Here is a 19418-nt window from a genome sequence, read left to right on the forward strand (position 1 = left end):
TATGCCCCGATGATCGTTGCCGAAGTGACCGTGGAGGCGCCCTCCCTGGCGGAAGCCGCGAATGCCGGATTCCGTCCGCTGGCGAACTACATCTTCGGCGGCAACGCGCCGCGCCAGAAGATCGCGATGACCAGCCCGGTCACCGCCGCGCCGAAGGGCCAGAAGATCGCCATGACCGCGCCCGTCACAGCGGCAGGCGCCGGCGCTGCCGGCAGCTATGATGTCCGTTTCATCATGCCCGCCGAATGGACGATGGGCACGCTGCCCGCGCCGGCCAGTCCGGATATCCGCCTTATCCCGCTGCCAGGCCGCACCGTTGCGGCCTACCGCTATACGGGCGGCGATACGCCGAAGAAGCGCGAAGAAGCCGAAGCAGCGCTTCGCGCTTTAGCGCAGGCGCTCGACTATACGGTGACCGGCGAGCCCGAATGGGCGGGCTATGACGCGCCCTTCGTGCCTTTCTTCCTGCGCCGCTATGAAATCATGCTCGGGGTGGAGCCTGCGAACAAAGGCTGAGATCCAAAGCCGTTTGAAGTTGGATTGATGTCTGAACTGGGCGCAGTGTGTTCGGGACTTCCTGGAAAATCGGCTTGCATGGGACCCAGTCCTCGCGCCTTACCAACCAGCGCCCCGAACACCAGAGCCGGTTCACGATGCGCCACCAGAAACGCGAACGCCGTGAGGCGCTGGCGACCGTAATACCGCCCGAGCCCTGCCCGAGCCCTGCCCGAGCCCTGCCCGAACCCTGCCCGAACCCCGCGCGGGCCGGCGGGCCGGTGGACCGGGTCCCGCGAACAAAGAGTGAAACTTCAAGCTGTCTTTAACCCTTCGCGCTGCTAGGGTGGCGTGCATGAGCGCTACGATTCGCATCCTCGGCATTGATCCCGGCCTGCTCCACACAGGCTGGGGCATCATCGACCAGACCGGCATGCGGCTCTCCCATGTCGCCCACGGCGTGATCTCGGCCGCCAAAGATATTTCGATGGCCGAACGCCTCGCTGAAATCTTCGAAAGCGTCGGCGAACTCGCCCGCCATCACGGCCCCCATGCCGCCGGGGTCGAGGAAACCCTCGTCAATGCCAACCCCCGCTCGGCCCTGAAGCTTGGCCAGGCCCGCGGCGCCGCCATGGCCGCCCTCGCCATGGCCGGTATCCCCGTCTCCGAATTTGCCCCGCGCCAGATCAAACTCTCCGTGGTCGGCACCGGCACCGCAGACAAGGATCAGGTCAAGTTCATGGTCCAGCGCCTGCTGCCGAGGGCAGGGGAGATGAAGCTCGACGCCGCCGACGCGCTCGCCTGCGCTATCTGCACCGCCCACCACCTGCCGCCGCAGCTTCGCAAGCCGGAACTTCGCAATAAAGGCGCCGCATGATCATCGGCCGCCTCACCGGAGAGGTCGCCGCCCTCGGGCTCGACCATGTGCTGATCGACGTGAACGGCGTCGGCTATGTCGCTCTCGCCGGCACGCGCCTGCTCGCGCGCCTGCGGGGCGGCGACAAGGTCACCGTGCAGGTCGAAACCCGCATCACCGAATCCTCCATCACGATGTTCGCCTTCGCCACGGATGAAGAACGCGCCTGGTTCGTGCGCCTGCAGGATGTGCCGGGCGTTGCTGGCAAGTCCGCCCTCGCCATCCTTGACGGGCTCACCCCGTCCGAAATCATGGATGCCATCGCGCTCGGCGATGCCGGCGCCTTCGTGCGCGCCAAGGGCATCGGCAAGAAACTCGGCGAACGCATCGTCACCGAACTCGCCGGCAAGGCCCCGCCGATTGGCCGTTTCGGCAAGTTCGAAACCGCCGCCGCCGCCGGCCTCACCTCCGCCCCTGCCGGCGCCGCCACCGGCCCGCGCGGCGAGGCCATCAGTGCCCTGACGAACCTCGGCTACACGCCCTCCGAATCCGCCCGCGCCGTCGTCGCCGCCGCCAGGGAAGGCGCCGCCGATAACGTCAGCGCCCTTGTCAAGGGCGCCCTCAAGGAGCTCGCCCGTTGACCCGCAAGGACTCCCTCGCGGACGCCAACGCCCAGAGCCCGGACGCACTCGACCGCGCCCTGCGTCCGCAGACGTTCGAAGACTATGTCGGCCAGCGCAAAGCCAAGTCGAACCTCAAGGTCTATGTTGACGCCGCGCGCGGCCGTAGCGAAGCGCTCGACCATGTCCTCCTGTTCGGCCCGCCGGGCCTCGGAAAGACGACGCTCGCGCAGATCCTCGCGCGCGAGATGGGCGTCGGCTTCCGCTCCACGTCCGGCCCGGTCATCGCCAAGGCCGGTGACCTCGCCGCGATCCTGACGAACCTCGAGCCCAACGACGTCCTCTTCATCGACGAGATCCACCGGCTTCCCGCCATCGTCGAGGAAATCCTCTATCCCGCGATGGAGGATTACGCGCTCGACCTTGTGATCGGGGAGGGGCCCGCCGCCCGCTCCGTGCGGCTCGATCTTGCGCCCTTCACCCTCGTCGGTGCCACCACCCGCGCGGGCCTCCTCGCCACGCCCCTGCGCGACCGGTTCGGCATTCCGATCCGCCTCGATTTCTATGAGCCTGAAGAACTCGCCCGCATCGTCATGGCCGCCGCCCGCAGGCTCGGTGCTCCGATCACGGAGGCTGGCGCCATCGAAATCGCCACCCGCGCACGCGGCACGCCCCGCATTGCGCTGCGCCTTCTCAGGCGCGTGCGAGACTTCGCCGATGCCGAAGGCCAGCCGATCGACAAGCCCGCCGCTGACCGCGCGCTGAAGCGTCTCGAGATCGACACCGACGGCCTCGACGCGCTCGACCGGCGCTACCTGCACGCCCTCGTGAAAACCTATGCCGGCGGCCCCGTCGGCGCTGACACGCTCGCCGCTGCCCTCAGCGAAGCGCGTGACGCCGTCGAAGACGTGATCGAACCCTACCTGATGCAGAAGGGCTACGTCGCCCGCACGCCGCGCGGCCGCGTCGCTGCCCCGCTCGCCTATGAACGCCTCGGCCTCAAAGCCCCGAACGGACAGCAAAGTGCTCTGTTCTCGGGCGAAGACTAGCTCCGCGTCTGCATACCCCCCAGCGCCCCGATCAGCCTGCCCTTGATCCGTGGCAGGAGTACCAGCACGGCCGGAATCGCAAACGTCCCCAGCCCGGCAAGTCTCGGCCAGAGCGGCCGGGCCCCCTGCCGCGCGGCAATGAAGGTCGCCGCCGCCAGGAGCGGGCAGGTCATCAGCGCCGTCAACCCGGGCGGCCCGTCCTCTGCCGCAATCTCCCCGGTCTTTGCCCCGCACACGTCGTACGCGGGCGCCTGCCTCAGGTACCGTGCAAACAGCTTGCCCCACCCGCATTCCGGGCATCGGCCCCGAAATCCGCGCAGCACAGCCGTCAGGCCAGGCGATACCGGCATTGAACAATCCCCCCCGCAAGTCCCCGCCCACCTGCGATCCGGCCAATCACCGCACAAGGATGACGCCGCAGCCGGGCTCTGCTATTGCCGGGGCATGAGCATGACCTGGTACGAGATCGAGGCCCAGCCCGGCTTCTTCGGCGCAACCGAGCGCGCCGCGCGGGAGATCAGCCCTCTCCTCGAGCGCGTCAGGCTCGACCCCATCGATACGAAGCGCCAGCAGAAGATCTTCTCGCGCTACATGACCGCCGCCTTCTTCTCCTTCGCCGCCTCCTTCATGACGCTCGAATTCCTGTTGCCCGGCGGCGGCGTCTGGCAAGTGCTCCGGTTCATTCTTTTCCCGGTATTGTTCATAGGCTGGATCGGCCTTGCGTTCTTTCTGATGCGCCGCCGCCTCGCCAAGCTCTTCGCCGAGGGGCAAGCCCGGCTCGGCGTCAAGGCCGAGGCGATGACGCGCCTCACGGCGCCCCTTGGCATCACCTATGTGCCCGCGCCGGGCGGTGCGCCAAAGGGACTCGAATGGCTCTCGAAACAGGACTGGGCGCCCGCCACCCTGCGCGAGGCAACCGCCAAACTTAACGCCGTGGGCGGCATGGACCAGGCCGTCGACATTGTCTTGAGGAGCGGATTGCTGATCGCGCCGCACGTGCATGTCATCGGCACGCCGGAGCAGAAGGCCCGGTATAACGACCAGATCTCCGGCATGCGCGCGATCGAGGACGGTTTCGAAGGCACGCGCGCCGGCCTCGCTTTCTCGATGTTCGAATGGGTGGAGAATGTCAGCGACGCGGCGGACATCTTCCATCTCGTTATCTTGCTCGAAGCGCCGCTCCGCCTCCACGGCGTCACGCAGCTCAGGGCCCGCAAGACCGGCTGGCCCGGAGATGCCGGCCTTGCGCCGATGCAGGACGTGGATCTCGGGCCGCGCGCGTTCGATGCGCTTTACCGCCTGCGGGCGTCGGACCAGGTCGAGGCCCGCGCGATTTTTAATCCGGCGGTCATCGAGCGCGTTATTGCCCTCTCGCATGGCGGCAAGTTCCGCGCCGTCGCGCAGGGTGAAAATCTGGTGTTCGACTTTGCCAGCGAGGATAACCGCTTCCACCTGATCGACCTGGTCACCGGCGCCTGGAGCGAGGACACGATCCGCAAGACGCATGCCGACCTCGCCGAAGCCCTCGCCCTCGTCGACACGCTTGGCCATGCCTTCATGCTGGCCCCCAGGTCTGATGCCAGCGCCCCATGAGCCTGCCGCCCCTCGACGCCGCCAGTTTCGACGCCGCCCGCCAGCACTGGCTGGCCGTGCGCGTCTATTACGAAGACACCGACTTCACCGGCATGGTCTACCACGCCAACTACCTGCGCTTCTTCGAGCGGGGCCGGTCCGACCACCTGCGTGATGCCGGCGTCTCGCACCAGTCGCTGCTCGCCCGCGAAGACCCTGCCGCCTTCACGCTGACCAACGTCAACGTCACCTACCGCAAACCCGCAAAGGTCGACGACCTCCTGCACATCCGCACGCGCTATCTCGGCATGGACGGCCCCCGCATCCGCTTCTCGCAGGCCTGCCTGCGCGGCGGCGAACTGATCGCCGAAGCCGAGATCACCGCCGTCATGATCCACGCGGACGGGCGCCTGCGCCGCCCCATCAAGGAAATCGCGGAGCTGCTGGAAGCCTACCGCTGGCAGGCCTGACGTTGCGCGCCCCGGCCGCCGCGCGGCGCCCGCAGGGTTAACAATTTGCCACGAAGCCTTAACCCTTGGCGGATAAGCCATATCTGACTGCCAAAAACCCGGCCTGCGCCGTGTTTCTGCCGGATTCGAACTGGTAAAAGGATCGCAGAACCGCGGTCCTTAGCGCAGTGCGCGGGGCCGAATCCTTCTACCGCCGAACACGCGGGCGCCGCGCGCCCTGATGAAATTTTGGGAGACACATCGTTCATGGAAAACGAATCCATCGACAACGTTGCCAGCAGCGGCGAGTTTTCGCTGATCGCGTTGCTCGGCGAGGCAGACATTGTCGTGAAGCTCGTGCTGATCGTGCTTCTTCTGTCGTCAATCTGGTCGTGGATCGTGATCGGCGAGAAATTCTTCTCGCTCGGCGGCCTCAGGAAGTCGGCCCTGCAGTTCGAGGATGCGTTCTGGAACGGGCGCGCCGGCGAGTTTGACCTGCGCCCGAGGCAGGGCGGCAAGGATCCCGCCTCCCGCGTCTTCGTGTCCGCCGCCCGCGAATGGCAGGATGCCGGCCGCGCGCTGCCCACCCCCGCCGAGGCCTCCGCCCTCGTAATGCGGGCCGAGCGCTCGATGCGCGCCGCTATCGACCGCGAGATCGGCCGCGCCGGCAACGGTCTCTCCATCCTGGCCACAATCGGGTCGGCCTCGCCCTTCATCGGGCTCTTCGGCACGGTCTGGGGCATCATGAACGCCTTCCTCAAAATCGCCGAAGCGCAGGACACAAGCCTCGGCACCGTCGCGGGCCCCATCGCCGAGGCCCTCTTCGCCACCGGCCTCGGCCTGATCGCCGCCATCCCGGCAGTCATCTTCTACAACAAGTTCACCGCTGACCTGACCAAGCTGGCCGACCAGCTTGACAGCTTCTCCCAGGATGTCCTCGTGCGCCTTTCCCGGCGCGCTTCCGACGCGACGCGGGACTAGACCTCGATGGGCCTCATTCTCGGTTCCGGCGGAAAAGGCGGGCGGCGCGGCCGGCGCGCCCTTAATGCAGAGATTAACGTCACCCCCTTCGTGGACGTGATGCTGGTCCTGCTCATCGTCTTCATGGTCACCGCCCCGCTGCTGATCCGCGGCGAGGAAGTGAACCTGCCGCGCACATCCTCGGCGCCCCTAAAATCCGAGGCGAACGACACCCCGCTGACGCTCTGGGTGCGCGCCGACGGCACGGTCCTCGTCCAGCAGACGCAGATCCAGACCGCAGACCTCGCCGCCCAGCTCACCGCCATCTTGGGGGAGGGCTATGACAAGCAGGTCTACCTCTATGCCGACACGGACGTGCCCTATGGCCGGGTCATGGAAGTCACCGCAGAAGTCCGCCGCGCCGGCTATACGCGCATGTCCTTCATCACCGAGCAGAAGAAGTAGGAGCCCGCCCCTCCAATGATCCGCGGCTTCGCCATCTCGACCTTCGTGCATGCCAGCGTGCTGGCCATGGCGATGATGTCGTGGCCGGCGCCGGAGTCCGAATGCGACAAGGCCATCGAGCGCCTGCGCCGCGAGAACCCCGGCATCCGCTCCATCGAGATCGTGATGCAGCTGCCCGAGTGTGCCGCATCCGCCGACCTGCCGATCGACTTCGAGGATGTCGGCCTCGTCTCGAATGTCACCGACCTGCGCAAGGCGCCCGACCCGCAGGACGATGCGCCCCCGCCCGAAGCCGAGCCGGAAGTGGAAGCTCCGCCGCCGGAGCCTGAACCCGAAGCTGCCGAGCCCGAGCCGGAAGAGGCCGTGCCCGATCCGCGCGAGGACAAGGAGCCCGAGCCGAAAAAGCCCGAGCCCAAGAAGCCGGAGCCGAAAAAGCCCGAGCCCCTGATCAAGAAAGAGCCGCCCAAGAAGGAACCGAAGAAGGACGACCTCGCCTTCCTGGATGACTTCGACAAGGCCCTGCAGGACAAGCGCCGGGCCCAGCCGCGCGCGCAAGCCACCGAGGCGACCGACCGCCCCGCCATCGGCAATGCCGACCGCGACCGCGTCGGCACCGGCGACCGCACGGGCAACACCGCCTCGCTGCAGGCCTCGCTCCGCCGCCAGATCGGCTATTGCTGGCGCGGCATCGAGGACCTGCCGGAGGAAGACCAGATCGACGTCGAGATCCAGATGAACCTGAAGCCTGACGGCTCGCTCGACGGTAATGCCGAACTCGTCTCCCCCCGCACGCGCCCCGTCGGGCGTTCGGGCTTCGCGGTGGATCTCGCCCTGCGGGCAGTGCGCACGTGCGCGCCTTACAAGCTGCCCGAAGATGCGTATGAAGAATGGAAAGACATCATCGTGACGATCGGTCCCTCACAGGGCTGAGCGCGCGGACAACACTTAAAAAGGAGTCTGAAGGAATGACACATCGGACCATGCTTTATCTTCGGCGCTTCCTCGCCGCCGCCGTGATCGCCCTCGGGCTGGTGGCGCCTGCCTCGGCGCAGCTGCGTGTGCGCGTCGATGAAGGCAATTTCCAGCCGACCCCCATCGCTATCCCGGACTTCCAGGTCACCGGGGCCAATACCGAACTGGCGAAGCAGATCGCCGATGTCGTTCGCGCCGACCTTGCCTCCACCGGCCTGTTTGACCTGCAGAATCCGGCCTCCTTCATCCAGCGCGATCTCAGCATCAATGCCGAGCCGCGTTTCGCTGACTGGAAGATCATCCGCACCGAAGGCCTCGTCGTCGGCACGTTCGAAGAGCTTCCCGACGGCAAGGTCGCCGTCTCCTTCCGCCTCTGGGACATCTATGGCGGCGAGCTCATGCGCATCAACGGCGAGCCCGGCCGCCGTCTCACCACCACGCCGGAAAACTGGCGCCGCATCGCCCACAAGATCGCCGACTCGATCTACACCCGCCTGACCGGCGAAGACCCGTATTTCGACACCCGCATCGTCTATATCGCCGAAACCGGTCCCAAGACCGAGCGCGTGAAACGCCTCGCGATCATGGATTCCGACGGCGCCAACCAGCAATACCTCACCTCCGGCCGCTCCACGGTGCTCACCCCGCGCTTCTCCCCCTCGGCGCAGGAGATCACCTATATGTCGTATGAAGGCGGCAAGCCGCGTATCTACCTCTTCAATATCGAGACCGGCCGCCAGGAACTGCTCGGCAACTTCCCAGGCATGACCTTCTCGCCCCGCTTCACCCGGGACGGCCAGTCGGTCCTGCTCAGCCAGGCCCAGCGCGGCAACACCGACATCTATGTGATGAACCTGCGCACCCGCGAGTCCGAGCGCCTGACCGACCATCCGTCGATCGACACCTCGCCCTCGATGTCGCCGGACGGCAAATCGGTCGTCTTCAACTCCGACCGGGGCGGCACACCGCAGCTCTATATCATGAACTCGGACAAATCGAAGCGCACCTGCCCGGGCGGCGGCAGCGACACGGCCTGCCGCATCACCTTCGGCAAGGGCCGCTACTCGACCCCCGTCTGGTCTCCGCGCGGCGACCTGATTGCCTTCACCAAGCAGGAAGGCGGCAAGTTCTATATCGGTGTCATCAGCACCGACGGCAAAGGCGAGCGCCTCCTGACCGAAGCCTATCTGGACGAAGGTCCGGACTGGTCGCCTAACGGGCGAGTGATCGTCTACTTCCGCGAAGCCCGCGCCGGCGCCAGCCCGCAGCTCTTCTCGGTAGACCTGTCGGGCCGCAATGAACGCAGAATGGTCACCCAGACCGATGCATCTGACCCGGCCTGGTCCCCCCTGCTGCAATAGCAGCACATTACCGCGAATTAAGCAGGTTGCCTGCGTGCAGCCTGCTAACTCGCGATTTAAACCATGATTCTGCTGGATTTAGTGCGGCGTGCGATTGTCGTCCCAATTCAGCCGGATTATGCAAGTAGCGTTGGATTGTTCAGGGGCCGGTAATTCGTTTCCCCTAACACGCCAGCGCATCGTCCATTCCTTGGGAGCCCCGACACATGCAAACCTTTCTGAAAGTTACTGTTGCCGCTGCGCTTCTGGCCACGGGCGCCTGCGCCTCGAAACCGAAGCCTGTGGATCCCCCCCCGCTCGTCGAAAAGACGACCCCGGTCGAAGAAAAGACCGAAACTGTGAAAACCGATCCGGTCGTCGAATCGTCCATCGCCGCCGGCTCGCTCGAAGATTTCCGCGTCAACGTTGGCGAGCGCGTCTATTTTGACCTCGACCAGTACCGCCTCGATACCGAAGACCAGGACATCCTGAAGCGTCAGGCTGCCTGGCTCTCCTCCTATCCGAACGTGCGCGTCCTGATCGCCGGCAACGCCGACGAGCGCGGCACCCGTGAATACAACCTCGCCCTCGGCGAGCGCCGCGCCAACGCGGTGAAAGAGTATCTCGTCAGCCTCGGCGTCACGTCGTCGCGCGTTGATACCGTTTCATACGGCAAAGAGCGTCCGGTGGTCGCCGGTTCTGACGACCAGTCCTGGGCCCTGAACCGCAACGGCTGGACCCAGATCGTTTCGGGCGCCACCAGCTAAGGCGAAAGCCGAACCGAACTGCAATTGCAGATGGTCCAAACCAGCCGGGCGCCATAATTTGGCCCCGGCTGTTCCTTTTACTGTCATGCTCCCTGAGTGTTTGCGTATCGACGGAGGTTTCCCGCCATGCTGAAAGCTGCCCTGACCAGTGTCGCCATGGGCGCCCTGCTGATCGTGCCCTCCGCGGCCCAGACGGTCACCACGCCGTCGCGCGGCGCCCCGATCTCCAAGGGGGTAACCACCGGCGACTTGTCCGTGCAGGTCGACCAGGCCCGCCAGCAGGCGGCAGACACGCTCGTCCAGATGAACCGGCTCGAAGAACAGGTCAGCGCCCTAAGCGGCCGCGTCGAGTCGCTTGAGTTCGACCTCGGCCGCGCCCGCGAAGCCAACGAGGATCTCCTCACCGATAATGAAACTCTCGCCCGTGACGCGCAGGCCATGCGCCAGACGCTGGATCGCCAGTCGCGCGCTATCGCCGGCATTCAGGTCATCCTCGGGATCGAGCCTGAACCGGTCGTTGACACCTATTTGGCCGCCCCGTCAGCTCTGCAGGATTTCGCAATGGACGTGCCGCCGTCGAATGGTCGCAGCGTTGACAGTTCCGGCCCGGTTCAGCTCGCTCCCGGCGCCGCCGCCGCCAGCGGTCTGCCGGAAGGCTCGCTCGGCAGCCTGCCGGCCAGCCAGCTCCCGGGTGAAGCCGGCCCGCTCTTCTCCGAGGCCAAGTCCCGCCTGATCCGTCTCGATTACGCCGGCGCCGAAGATGCCTTCCGCTCCTTTATCGACCAGTTCGGCAAGGATGCGCAGGCCGGCGAGGCCCATTTCTGGCTCGGCGAAGCGCTGCACCAGCAGCAGGCCTATGCTGAAAGCGGCGCCGCCTATACCACGATGATCCGGTCGTACCCGGATGATGTGCGCGCCCCTGACGCGCTTGTCCGCCTCGCCCGCGCCATGCGGTTCCTGAACGAGACCGGCAAGGCCTGCACCGCGCTCGATACGTTGCCGAAGCGCTATCCGAACGCTTCGAAAGTCGTGCGCGACCTCGCCGCCGTCGAGCGGACCCGGTCCGGGTGCAAGACCTAGGGCTCCAGTCCCGGTTTGACGCCGCGCTCAGCGCGGTCCCGGAAGACCTGCGCGCGGGGCCCATCGGTCTTGCCGTCTCCGGCGGCAGCGATTCCGTTGCGCTCCTCCACCTTGCCCGCCGCTGGGCCGGAGCATGCGGCCAGTCCCTCCTTGTGCTGACGGTCGATCACCGGCTGCGCCCGCAAGCCGCCGCCGAAGCGCAGCAGGTTGCCGCGCTCTGTGCCGGTTTCGGGCTCGCGCATCAGACACTCGTATGGGAGGCTCCCGTGGCCCGGCAATCGGCCGCGCGCCGCGCCCGTCATGCCTTGCTCGCCTCGGCGCTGCGCATTGCGGGCGGACAGCTCCTGCTGACCGGCCATACCGCGACCGACCAGGCCGAAACCGTTCTGATGCGCGCCCGGCAGGGCTCCGGCTGGTACGGCCTTGCGGGCATGCGTTCACTATCCCTGTCGCCCGTCTGGCCGGAAGGCGAGGGTCTCTGGATCGCCCGGCCCCTCCTCGGCGAAACGCGCGGCGCTCTGCGCGGCTGGCTCGAAGGAAAAGGAGAGGACTGGATCGACGATCCCTCCAACACCAACCCCGCCTTCGAACGCATCCGCATCCGCCTGCAGCTTGCTGCCCGCAGCCGCGATCTCCACGCCCGCACGCTCGCTTGCCAGCAGGGCTTCGCCCGGCTGCGCGCCGTCGAGGACGCCTTCCTCGCCCGCTGGCTGGGTATAGCTGTCAGTCTTGCGCCGGACGGCGCGGTCACCGCCCGGCTGACCGGCCTTGCGCCCGAGCGGGCCGCCCGCGCCCTTGGCATCCTGCTGCAATGTGTTGCCGGACGGGAAACGCCGCCCCGGTCCGAAAGCCTCGCCGGCCTCGCCGCCCGTTGTCTCGGCGAGCCCGCGTTCCGCGGCGCCACCCTCGGCGGCGTGCGCGTCAGGCCATCGCGCGCCGGCCTTAAGCTCGCTCCGGAGCCTGGCGCGCGCCAGAACCCGCCCGCGCCGGATGTGCTGGCGGCCCGGATTAACGCTTTCCGGCGCCTTTTTATCAATTCTGCGCAAGATTTCGTCGCAGGCGCAGGAAAGGAGTCGTTTTTGCAGGGGTTGGCGCCTATCTTCAACTCCAACACCGTTTCCTTTGTGCGAGACCTGCCATGAATGTTCGTAACCTTGCCGTCTGGGGTGCCCTTGCCCTTCTGGTGATCGGGATGGCCGTGATGATGGGGGGCAACCCCGAGGTCGCCCGCGCCAAGTCGGTCCGGCTCTCGGAAATCTACACGATGGCCGAGCAGGGTAAGCTCGCGGACGCAACCCTTGGTGACACCAAGCTGATGGTCACCACGACCGACGGCCAGAAGATGATCTCCGAGATCCGCCAGCTCGACATGACCACCGAGCAGGTGCTGCGCGACAATAGCGTGCCCTTCAATGTCGAAGCCGATGTCGGCCGAAATAATGTCGCCTCGGTGCTGCTCTCACTGTTGCCGATCGTGCTGATCGTTGCCTTCGTCTTCTTCATGATGCGCCAGATGCAGGGCGGCGGCACGCGCGGCGCCATGAGCTTCGGCAAGTCCCGCGCCCGCCTCCTCACCGAAAAGCATGGCCGCGTCACCTTTGACGATGTCGCCGGCGTCGATGAAGCCAAGGAAGAGCTGCAGGAAATCGTCGAGTTCCTTCAGGACCCGTCCAAGTTCCAGCGCCTCGGCGGCAAGATCCCGAAAGGCGCGCTGCTCGTCGGCCCGCCCGGCACCGGTAAAACCCTCCTCGCCCGCGCTGTTGCAGGCGAAGCCGGCGTGCCCTTCTTCACCATCTCCGGCTCTGACTTCGTCGAAATGTTCGTCGGCGTCGGCGCAAGCCGCGTGCGCGACATGTTCGAACAGGCAAAACGCTCCGCGCCCTGCATCATCTTCATCGACGAGATCGATGCGGTCGGCCGCTCGCGCGGCGCCGGCCTCGGCGGCGGGAACGATGAGCGCGAGCAGACGCTGAACCAGCTGCTGGTTGAGATGGACGGCTTCGAGGCCAACGAAGGCATCATCATCATGGCTGCGACCAACCGTCCGGACGTGCTCGACCCCGCGCTGCTGCGTCCCGGCCGTTTCGACCGCCAGGTCACCGTCGGCAATCCGGACATCATCGGGCGCGAGAAAATCCTGCGCGTCCACATGCGCAACGTTCCGCTCGCCAAGGACGTCGAGACGAAAACCATCGCCCGCGGCACGCCCGGCTTCTCGGGCGCCGACCTTGCAAACCTCGTCAACGAAGCCGCCCTTCTCGCCGCGCGCCGCGGCAAGCGCGTCGTCGCGATGGCCGAGTTCGAGGACGCAAAAGACAAGGTCCTGATGGGCCCTGAGCGCCGCTCGATGGTGATGTCCGAGAAGGAAAAGGAACTCACCGCCTGGCACGAAGCCGGCCACGCGATCGTGGCGATGAAAGTCCCCTCGGCCGATCCGGTCCACAAGGCGACGATCATCCCGCGCGGCCGCGCCCTCGGCATGGTCATGCAGCTTCCGGAAGACGACAAGCTCTCGATGTCGAAGGTCGAGATGACCTCGCGCCTCGCCATCATCATGGGTGGCCGCGTCGCCGAGGAACTGAAGTTTGGCCTCGACAATGTCACCGCCGGTGCCGCCTCCGACATCCAGCAAGCCACGCGCCTCGCCCGCGCGATGGTCACCCGCTGGGGCTATTCGGACATCATCGGCCCGGTCGATTATGGCTCTGACCAGGGCGACGTGTTCCTCGGCCAGCAGCTTATGCAGTCTTCGCACATCTCGGAAGAGACCTCGCGCAAGATCGAGGAAGAAGTCCGCAAGCTGATCGAACAGGGCAAGGAAGACGCCCGCCGGGTGATGACCGAAGCGCGCGCCGAGTGGGAAGCCGTCGCGCTCGGCCTGCTTGAGTATGAGACGCTTTCCGGCGACGAGATCGCCGCGCTGATCAAAGGCACGCCGCCTTCGCGCCCGGACTCGTCCGAGGATGATGCGGGCCTCTCGTCCGCCGTGCCGATCATTGGCAAGCGCAAACGCCCCGGCATCGATCCCTCGCCGAACCCGGCCTGAGGCGGCGACAATAATCCTTCCAATTGAAGCCCGGCCTGATAGGCTGGGCTTCATGCTTTTCAGAACCGCCCTCGCGCCCGCTTTCGCCCTCCTTGCCGCTGCCTGCGTTACGCCGGTGGAGCCCGCCTCGTCCGCTTTTGAGGCGGCGATTGCGCCGCTTTGCGGGAAAGCCTTCGAAGGCCGGATTGTCACCGCCGATGCACAGGATGATGACTGGCGCGCCCAGCGCGTCGTCATGCATGTGCGCACCTGCGAGCCCGGTTACATCACGGTTCCCCTGCATGTGGGCGACGACCATTCGCGCACCTGGGTGCTTATGCAGGTGGGCGAGGCCTGGGAACTGCGCCATGACCACCGCCACGAGGATGGCAGCGAGGATGCGCTGACCCAGTATGGCGGCTTTGCCTCGACGCCGGTGGATGCGCTGCGGCAGGAATTTCCGGCCGACCAGGCCACGAAGGACCTGTTCGACCGCGAAAATATCCCGGTTTCAAAAACCAATGTCTGGGCCGTTGAAGTTGATCCGTCTGCGAACATCTTTGCCTATGAGCTGAAACGCCCGCAGCGTTTCCTGCGGGTGGAGTTCGACACGTCGAGCCCGGTTGCCGCGCCGCCCACACCGTGGGGCTGGCCCGAATTGGACTGAGGCCCTGTGCGCCTCCGGCTGGAATACCGCAGGGCGCGCGCTTTATTTCTCGGGCCACAAGGAAATGGCGCATGCAGGCGAGGTGCCGGGCGCGCGCATGATGAAGCGTCCACGCGGGCTGGGGCTCGAACGGCATGCCGCCAATTCCCGCCGGCTGAGCCGCATGGACAAGGCCTGGCTCAGCTGGAAGGTGCGCTGGGAGATCGTCAGCCGGCTGACGGATGAACTGGCGCGGCTGGGGCGTCAGGGCTGCTCTCCTCAGTTTACTTTTCTGTTTCCGCGTATCCCCCGGCAGGAAGGCGCTGAAGATCTGCCTGACTTTACTGACGCCCTTGAGCCGGCTCATCACTGAGCCCGCTAAGCTGGGAAAGGCTTCTGAACGCAGATTAACCAGCCGCGCTCCAGCATAATGACCGCCTGGATCAGGCTTAGTGCCGGAAATGCCTCATCCCTGTGAACACCATCGCAAGGCCTGCGTCGTCGGCCGCCGCGATGACTTCGTCGTCGCGGATGGAGCCGCCGGGTTGGATGATGGCGGTGGCGCCGGCTGAGGCGGCCTGGATCAGTCCGTCTGCGAACGGAAAGAAGGCGTCGGAGGCGGCGACGCAGCCGCGTGTACGGGGGGCGGGCCAACCGGCAGACCCCTGAGCGTCTTCGGCCTTGCGGGCGGCGACGCGCGCCGCATCGATGCGGCTCATCTGGCCGGCGCCGATGCCGGCGGTGACGCCGTCCTTCGCATAAACGATGGTGTTGGACTTGACGTGCTTGGCGACGCGCCAGGCGAAGATCAGGTCTTCCAGTTCCTGCGGTGTGGGCGCGCGTCTGGTGACCACTTTCAGATCAGCAGCTGTGATCCGGCCGCCGTCGCGGTCCTGCAGGAGGAAGCCGCCGGCGACGGTCTTGGCGAAGATGCCGGAGGCGGCGGGGTCCGGCAGGCCGTCGGTGATCAGCAGGCGAAGGTTTTTCTTTTTCGCGAAGACGGCTTCGGCGGCGGCGTCGGCGCCCGGCGCGATGACGACTTCGGTGAAGACTTCGGAGATGACCATCGCGGCGGCTTCGTCCAGCGGGCGGTTCAGCGCGACGATGCCGCCAAAGGCGGAGGTGGGGTCGCAGGCGAGGGCGGCGCGGTAAGCGGTGATGATGTCCGTACCCAGAGCAACGCCGCAGGGGTTGGCATGCTTGATGATGGCGACGGCAGGGGTGCCCGCGCCCAGTTCGCCGATCAGTTCATAGGCGGCGTCGGTGTCGTTGATATTGTTGTAGGAGAGTTCCTTGCCCTGCAGTTGGCGCGCGGTGGCAACGCCCGGGCGCTTGTCGCCGGTGACGTAGAAGGCAGCTTTCTGGTGGGGGTTTTCGCCGTAGCGGAGCGATTGCTTGAGGCGCCCGCCGATGGCCGCCCAGTCGGGCGCGGTCTCGTCGTTTTGGTTCGCGAACCAGCCGGAGATGGCGGCGTCATAGGCGCCGGTTCGGGCATAGGTCTTGGCAGCGAGGCGGCGCAGGGTCGTTTGGCTGATCTCGCCATTGGCGTCGAGTTCAGCGAGGACGGCGTCGACGTCGCCCGTGTCGGTGCAGCAGGCGACGAAGGCGTAGTTTTTCGCGGCGGCCCGCAGCATGGCGGGGCCGCCGATGTCGATATTCTCGATACAGGTTTCGAAGTCTGCACCGGAGGCGACAGTGGCTTCGAAGGGGTAGAGGTTGACGTAGATGAGATCGATCGGGGCGATGGCGTGGGTGCGCGCGTCGGCGACATGGGCGGGATTGTCGCGCAGGAAGAGGAGGCCGCCATGCACAGCCGGGTGGAGTGTCTTGACGCGGCCGTCCATCATTTCGGGGAAGCCGGTGAGGTCGGCGACGTCGCTGACCGGAAGGCCCGCGTCTTTCAGGGCCTTCGAGGTGCCGCCGGTGGAGATAAGGTCCGCGCCGTGGCTGCGCAGGCGGGCGGCCTGGCCTGCGAGGCCGGTCTTGTCGGAGACGGAGATCAGGGCGCGGCGGATCTTGAGGGGGGCGGTCATGCGGGTCTCCGTGTGGCCCGCGCGGCCTATCACGGGAGCGGCGCCGGTCAAGTTTGATGGTCGCGGCGTCTTGCCGAGAACCGGTTCCCACTTTTCGGGACGCCGCTCAAGGCTCGCGGACGAAGGCCCAGCGGATGGCATTGGGGGGCTGGCTGCCGTCGCCGTTGGGGTCGGCGAACCCGGCGAGGACGATCTGCTCGGGCTGCTCGACGATGCCGCGGGCGAGGTAGACGGTTTTCTCGAGGCGGGCCCCCTCGTGGCTGGTGCGGAAGCGCCAGACGGTGCCGCTATCGCAGAAGAGGCGGATCGCGTCCTTGCCCATCATTGCAGTGACGGTGGGGTGGAGGTGGAAGCGGATCTCGTAAGGGATAAACTTCTTCTCCTCGTTGAAGGCCTGGGCGACGGGGCGGACGAGGGAGTCCTCGCCGGTCAGCCGGTCGCCTTCGCCGGAGATGAAGATGCGGCGGCGATGGAGGAGGCCGTAGGCGGCCTTGTAGCCGGCGTGCTGGGCGTCAAGCCAGATCTCGGCGCCCTCCTCGAGGCGCTTGGCGGCGATGCCCTCCGGGCCAATCAGGGCGCGCAGGCGGGTCTCATCATTGACGATGAAGCTGGCCGAATCGCGCCCGCCAAGGATGAGGGTGGAGTGGGCGGACGTGCGGCGGACGGCGGCCTGCCAGTCGACATTGACCTCGGCGGAGTAGCCACAGGAGGTGACGATGCGGGCGGGGCCGTCGGAGAGTTCGAAGCTGAGGGCGCCGGCGCGTGCATGGTCGCCGAAGGGGCGGGGCGGGGCCTCGCCGCAGTCGAGCACAAGGCGCAGGCCGCCTTTCTCGACTTTCTGGAAGCCGGACTTGGGCGCGAACATGAACTTGCGGGGCGGCGCCGGCAGGCGGGCGAGGACGGCGGCGACGACTTCGGGGCGGGACTCGTCGCCGTCATGGAACGTGTTGAGGGCGCCGTCGCCGGTCTGGAAGAAGCCGAGCATGGCGCCCATGCGGGGGATCCATTTGTCCAGCCAGTCCGGCACCGGGCGGCCCGCGCGCTCGAGGGCGCCCGCCAGCGTCTGCAGCTGGATCAGGGAGGAGAGGATGTGCGAGGGACTGCGGGTGACGTGGCCGCCATCGGGGAGGATTTGCGCAGTGCATTCGGACTCGAGCCGGTCCAGCGCGTCGCCGAGGCCGGAGCCAGCGCGCAGGCAGAGGGCATTGGCGACGAGGACGACCGCGCCGAGCCAGCGCGATTTCGGATCATGCGCGGCGCCGACGGTTTCGTGGATATAGCGCAGCTGGCGGGCGAGGGCGTCGACGCGGGCGGTGCGTTCCTCGACCGTGCCGGCCTCGAGCAGGGCCGGGCCGCAGCGCAGCCAGTTCCAGCAGCGACTGGCGGTCGGCTCGAGGCGCCAGGCAAAGCCATGGAACTTGCCGAATTTCGCCACCCAGTCATCGGTCAGCGCGACGGCGCGGGCGCGGCCGCTCTCGCCCTGCGCCATCAGGTCAGATGCCCAGGCGAAGCGGTGGATCCGGTCAGCGAAATGGCGCGACGGCATTTCTGAGGCCCAGGGCGCCTGGCCGGGTTCGAGCGCGATGCGCTGCTGGCCAATGCGCCAGATGCCGGCCATCAGGGCTTCGCCGCGACGGTCGTCCGGGGGCAGAAGATTTTCAAGGTGGAGGCTGAAGGCGTCCGGACCATGGCCGGTGAGGTTCAGCTTCTGGAGCGTCGAGACTTTCGCATCCTCGCCGGAGACCCCGCGGAAGCGGCGCCAGAGGGCGGCGTCACCACTGCTGGTCCGGGTCCGGTCTGCCTGGAAATCGTCGTTGCTGTCTGACAAGTCCTTGCTGTCCAAGATGACTGACCAGTCAAACCCGGACTTTGGGACGCAGGGCGTTGATGTTCGCCGCATAGGCGGATGGCCCGCCGCGGAAGACGGCGGAGCCTGCGACAATGGCGGTGACGCCGGCGCTGATGGCTTTAGGCGCCGTCTCGGCGTTCAGGCCGCCGTCGATTTCCAGAATGATGTCGCGGCCGGTCTGGTCGATCATGCGGCGCAGCTGTTCGGTTTTCTTCAGCTGGCTGGCGATGAAGCTCTGGCCGCCGAAGCCGGGGTTGACCGACATGACGAGCACGAGGTCAATGTCGTCGATGACGGGTTCAATGACGCTGGCGGGTGTCGCGGGGTTCAGCGCGACGCCGGGACGCATGCCGGCGGCGCGGATGGCCTGCAGCGTGCGGTGCAGGTGCGGGCCGGCTTCCGGATGCACGGTGAGAATGTCGGCGCCGGCCTTGGCGAAGGCGGCGATGAAGGGGTCCACCGGCGCGATCATCAGGTGCACGTCGAAAGGCTTCTGAGTGTGCGCGCGCAGCTTCTCGATGACCGGCGGGCCGAAGGTGAGGTTCGGGACGAAATGGCCGTCCATTACATCGACATGGATCATGTCGGCGCCGGCGGCGTCGATGGCGCGGATTTCCTCACCCAGCTTGGCGAAGTCAGCCGACAGAATCGAAGGGGAAATCAGGACCGGGGACATGGGTCCATCCCTAAAAGGGAACAGCCGGCCGCACAAGGCAGCCGGCTGTCCGGTATTCAGGTTTTCCGTCCGGGTTTACCGGGGGATCAGTTTCCAGCCATCCGCCCCGGCGATGGCGCTGACCGGGGTGCCTGGCTGGATGTAGAGGTCTGCGCCCTGGATGATCTCTTTCACTTCGCCGTTGTCGAAGCGAACGATGTAGGCGTAGCCGCGCTGGGTGCCGACAGCCTTGCCGGCTGCGTTACCGGCGACGCCGCCGATGACTGCGCCGCCGATGGCGCCGGCCGTCTGGGCCTTGTCGCCGCCGCCGAGTTCGGAGCCTGCGAGGCCGCCGAGCACTGCGCCGGTCGCGGTGCCGATCAGCGAGCGATCCGGCTTGATGGTGACTTCGCGCGCCGAGGTGACGACGCCGGTGTAAACGGTCGAGGCCTGCCCAAGGGAACGGGTGCTTGCGGTGCCGGCACCGTATGAGTTGGCGCAGCCGGTGACGGCGAGCGTGAGGGCAGCCAGGGCGCCAGCAATCGCTTTACGCGTGGCCGAGTGAGCAGAAATCTGCATCATCAT

General features: G+C 66.6%; 21 protein-coding genes. 16 read left to right on the top strand and 5 right to left on the bottom strand.

Going from position 1 to position 19418, the window contains the following annotated elements:
* The 4 genes from WEA77_RS03340 to ruvB all read left to right on the top strand — a co-directional run.
* The coding region (locus WEA77_RS03340) for a heme-binding protein (protein ID WP_368066442.1) at window positions 1–516 on the top strand (516 nt) is incomplete at its 5' end.
* A gap of 334 nt (window positions 517–850) precedes the next feature.
* Window positions 851–1372 carry a crossover junction endodeoxyribonuclease RuvC gene (ruvC, locus tag WEA77_RS03345; RefSeq protein WP_368066443.1) on the top strand — a complete coding sequence of 174 codons (522 nt, stop codon included), beginning with the start codon at window positions 851–853 and terminating at the stop codon, window positions 1370–1372.
* Window positions 1369–1992 carry a Holliday junction branch migration protein RuvA gene (ruvA, locus tag WEA77_RS03350; RefSeq protein ID WP_368066444.1) on the top strand — a complete coding sequence of 208 codons (624 nt, stop codon included), beginning with the start codon at window positions 1369–1371 and terminating at the stop codon, window positions 1990–1992. The genes ruvC and ruvA overlap by 4 nt, the downstream gene beginning before the upstream one ends.
* Window positions 1989–3020 (top strand): Holliday junction branch migration DNA helicase RuvB, encoded by a 1032-nt coding sequence (gene ruvB / locus WEA77_RS03355; protein ID WP_368066445.1) that lies wholly within the window; start codon window positions 1989–1991, stop codon window positions 3018–3020. The genes ruvA and ruvB overlap by 4 nt, the downstream gene beginning before the upstream one ends.
* On the opposite strand, the gene WEA77_RS03360 is transcribed toward ruvB, so the two are convergent.
* Window positions 3017–3370 (bottom strand): DUF983 domain-containing protein, encoded by a 354-nt coding sequence (locus WEA77_RS03360; protein WP_368066446.1) that lies wholly within the window; start codon window positions 3368–3370, stop codon window positions 3017–3019. The two genes, ruvB and WEA77_RS03360, sit on opposite strands and share 4 nt — an antisense overlap.
* A gap of 94 nt (window positions 3371–3464) precedes the next feature.
* Between WEA77_RS03360 and WEA77_RS03365 the strand changes: the two genes are divergently transcribed.
* The 12 genes from WEA77_RS03365 to WEA77_RS03420 all read left to right on the top strand — a co-directional run bounded on the left by WEA77_RS03365 (window position 3465) and on the right by WEA77_RS03420 (window position 14669).
* Entirely contained in the window at window positions 3465–4613 is a 1149-nt protein-coding gene (locus WEA77_RS03365) for a DUF3137 domain-containing protein (protein ID WP_368066448.1), read from the top strand.
* Window positions 4610–5062, top strand: a complete 453-nt coding sequence (locus WEA77_RS03370) for a YbgC/FadM family acyl-CoA thioesterase (protein ID WP_368066449.1) — start codon at window positions 4610–4612, stop codon at window positions 5060–5062. Before WEA77_RS03365 ends, WEA77_RS03370 begins: the two co-directional genes overlap by 4 nt.
* A 246-nt stretch (window positions 5063–5308) precedes the next feature.
* Window positions 5309–6022 (top strand): MotA/TolQ/ExbB proton channel family protein, encoded by a 714-nt coding sequence (locus WEA77_RS03375; RefSeq protein ID WP_368066450.1) that lies wholly within the window; start codon window positions 5309–5311, stop codon window positions 6020–6022.
* Window positions 6023–6028: 6 nt separating this feature from the next.
* Entirely contained in the window at window positions 6029–6466 is a 438-nt protein-coding gene (locus tag WEA77_RS03380) for an ExbD/TolR family protein (RefSeq protein ID WP_368066451.1), read from the top strand.
* A gap of 15 nt (window positions 6467–6481) precedes the next feature.
* Complete coding sequence (locus WEA77_RS03385; protein ID WP_368066452.1) at window positions 6482–7396, top strand: cell envelope integrity protein TolA; 915 nt, start codon at window positions 6482–6484, stop codon at window positions 7394–7396.
* Window positions 7397–7431: 35 nt separating this feature from the next.
* A complete protein-coding gene (gene tolB / locus WEA77_RS03390) occupies window positions 7432–8799 on the top strand; it encodes a Tol-Pal system beta propeller repeat protein TolB (RefSeq protein WP_368066453.1) in 1368 nt (455 codons plus the stop codon).
* Window positions 8800–9005: 206 nt separating this feature from the next.
* The gene (gene pal / locus WEA77_RS03395; protein WP_368066454.1) at window positions 9006–9545 is read left to right on the top strand and encodes a peptidoglycan-associated lipoprotein Pal; all 540 of its coding nucleotides are present in this window, start codon (window positions 9006–9008) and stop codon (window positions 9543–9545) included.
* A gap of 126 nt (window positions 9546–9671) precedes the next feature.
* Window positions 9672–10625 (top strand): tol-pal system protein YbgF, encoded by a 954-nt coding sequence (gene ybgF, locus WEA77_RS03400; protein WP_368066456.1) that lies wholly within the window; start codon window positions 9672–9674, stop codon window positions 10623–10625.
* Window positions 10613–11767: a tRNA lysidine(34) synthetase TilS gene (gene tilS, locus WEA77_RS03405; RefSeq protein WP_368066457.1), complete on the top strand. Its 1155-nt coding sequence runs from the start codon at window positions 10613–10615 to the stop codon at window positions 11765–11767. The genes ybgF and tilS overlap by 13 nt, the downstream gene beginning before the upstream one ends.
* Entirely contained in the window at window positions 11764–13671 is a 1908-nt protein-coding gene (ftsH, locus tag WEA77_RS03410) for an ATP-dependent zinc metalloprotease FtsH (protein WP_368066458.1), read from the top strand. The genes tilS and ftsH overlap by 4 nt, the downstream gene beginning before the upstream one ends.
* A 52-nt stretch (window positions 13672–13723) precedes the next feature.
* Window positions 13724–14317, top strand: a complete 594-nt coding sequence (locus WEA77_RS03415; protein ID WP_368066459.1) for a hypothetical protein — start codon at window positions 13724–13726, stop codon at window positions 14315–14317.
* A gap of 64 nt (window positions 14318–14381) precedes the next feature.
* A complete protein-coding gene (locus tag WEA77_RS03420; RefSeq protein ID WP_368066460.1) occupies window positions 14382–14669 on the top strand; it encodes a hypothetical protein in 288 nt (95 codons plus the stop codon).
* 76 nt (window positions 14670–14745) lie between these two features.
* On the opposite strand, the gene purH is transcribed toward WEA77_RS03420, so the two are convergent.
* The 4 genes from purH to WEA77_RS03440 all read right to left on the bottom strand — a co-directional run bounded on the left by purH (window position 14746) and on the right by WEA77_RS03440 (window position 19418).
* Window positions 14746–16329 carry a bifunctional phosphoribosylaminoimidazolecarboxamide formyltransferase/IMP cyclohydrolase gene (gene purH / locus WEA77_RS03425; protein WP_368066461.1) on the bottom strand — a complete coding sequence of 528 codons (1584 nt, stop codon included), beginning with the start codon at window positions 16327–16329 and terminating at the stop codon, window positions 14746–14748.
* Between the two features lie 106 nt (window positions 16330–16435).
* On the bottom strand, window positions 16436–18157 hold the full coding sequence (locus WEA77_RS03430; protein WP_368066462.1) for a heparinase II/III family protein: 1722 nt from the start codon (window positions 18155–18157) through the stop codon (window positions 16436–16438).
* Between the two features lie 28 nt (window positions 18158–18185).
* Window positions 18186–18854, bottom strand: a complete 669-nt coding sequence (rpe, locus tag WEA77_RS03435) for a ribulose-phosphate 3-epimerase (protein ID WP_368066463.1) — start codon at window positions 18852–18854, stop codon at window positions 18186–18188.
* 75 nt (window positions 18855–18929) lie between these two features.
* Window positions 18930–19418: a glycine zipper 2TM domain-containing protein gene (locus tag WEA77_RS03440; protein ID WP_368066464.1), complete on the bottom strand. Its 489-nt coding sequence runs from the start codon at window positions 19416–19418 to the stop codon at window positions 18930–18932.

It is taken from the genome of Hyphomonas sp., from assembly GCF_040882205.1.
Lineage (GTDB): Bacteria > Pseudomonadota > Alphaproteobacteria > Caulobacterales > Hyphomonadaceae > Hyphomonas.

What these genes read in the sequence shown, in the direction of transcription:
- ruvC (WP_368066443.1), top strand. Translation starts at nt 851, where the DNA reads ATGAGCGCTACGATTCGCATCCTCGGCATTGATCCCGGCCTGCTCCAC.
- ruvA (WP_368066444.1), top strand. Translation starts at nt 1,369, where the DNA reads ATGATCATCGGCCGCCTCACCGGAGAGGTCGCCGCCCTCGGGCTCGAC.
- WEA77_RS03360 (WP_368066446.1), bottom strand. Translation starts at nt 3,370, where the DNA reads ATGCCGGTATCGCCTGGCCTGACGGCTGTGCTGCGCGGATTTCGGGGC.
- WEA77_RS03365 (WP_368066448.1), top strand. Translation starts at nt 3,465, where the DNA reads ATGAGCATGACCTGGTACGAGATCGAGGCCCAGCCCGGCTTCTTCGGC.
- WEA77_RS03370 (WP_368066449.1), top strand. Translation starts at nt 4,610, where the DNA reads ATGAGCCTGCCGCCCCTCGACGCCGCCAGTTTCGACGCCGCCCGCCAG.
- WEA77_RS03375 (WP_368066450.1), top strand. Translation starts at nt 5,309, where the DNA reads ATGGAAAACGAATCCATCGACAACGTTGCCAGCAGCGGCGAGTTTTCG.
- WEA77_RS03380 (WP_368066451.1), top strand. Translation starts at nt 6,029, where the DNA reads ATGGGCCTCATTCTCGGTTCCGGCGGAAAAGGCGGGCGGCGCGGCCGG.
- WEA77_RS03385 (WP_368066452.1), top strand. Translation starts at nt 6,482, where the DNA reads ATGATCCGCGGCTTCGCCATCTCGACCTTCGTGCATGCCAGCGTGCTG.
- tolB (WP_368066453.1), top strand. Translation starts at nt 7,432, where the DNA reads ATGACACATCGGACCATGCTTTATCTTCGGCGCTTCCTCGCCGCCGCC.
- pal (WP_368066454.1), top strand. Translation starts at nt 9,006, where the DNA reads ATGCAAACCTTTCTGAAAGTTACTGTTGCCGCTGCGCTTCTGGCCACG.
- ybgF (WP_368066456.1), top strand. Translation starts at nt 9,672, where the DNA reads ATGCTGAAAGCTGCCCTGACCAGTGTCGCCATGGGCGCCCTGCTGATC.
- ftsH (WP_368066458.1), top strand. Translation starts at nt 11,764, where the DNA reads ATGAATGTTCGTAACCTTGCCGTCTGGGGTGCCCTTGCCCTTCTGGTG.
- WEA77_RS03415 (WP_368066459.1), top strand. Translation starts at nt 13,724, where the DNA reads ATGCTTTTCAGAACCGCCCTCGCGCCCGCTTTCGCCCTCCTTGCCGCT.
- WEA77_RS03420 (WP_368066460.1), top strand. Translation starts at nt 14,382, where the DNA reads ATGGCGCATGCAGGCGAGGTGCCGGGCGCGCGCATGATGAAGCGTCCA.
- purH (WP_368066461.1), bottom strand. Translation starts at nt 16,329, where the DNA reads ATGACCGCCCCCCTCAAGATCCGCCGCGCCCTGATCTCCGTCTCCGAC.
- rpe (WP_368066463.1), bottom strand. Translation starts at nt 18,854, where the DNA reads ATGTCCCCGGTCCTGATTTCCCCTTCGATTCTGTCGGCTGACTTCGCC.
- WEA77_RS03440 (WP_368066464.1), bottom strand. Translation starts at nt 19,418, where the DNA reads ATGATGATGCAGATTTCTGCTCACTCGGCCACGCGTAAAGCGATTGCT.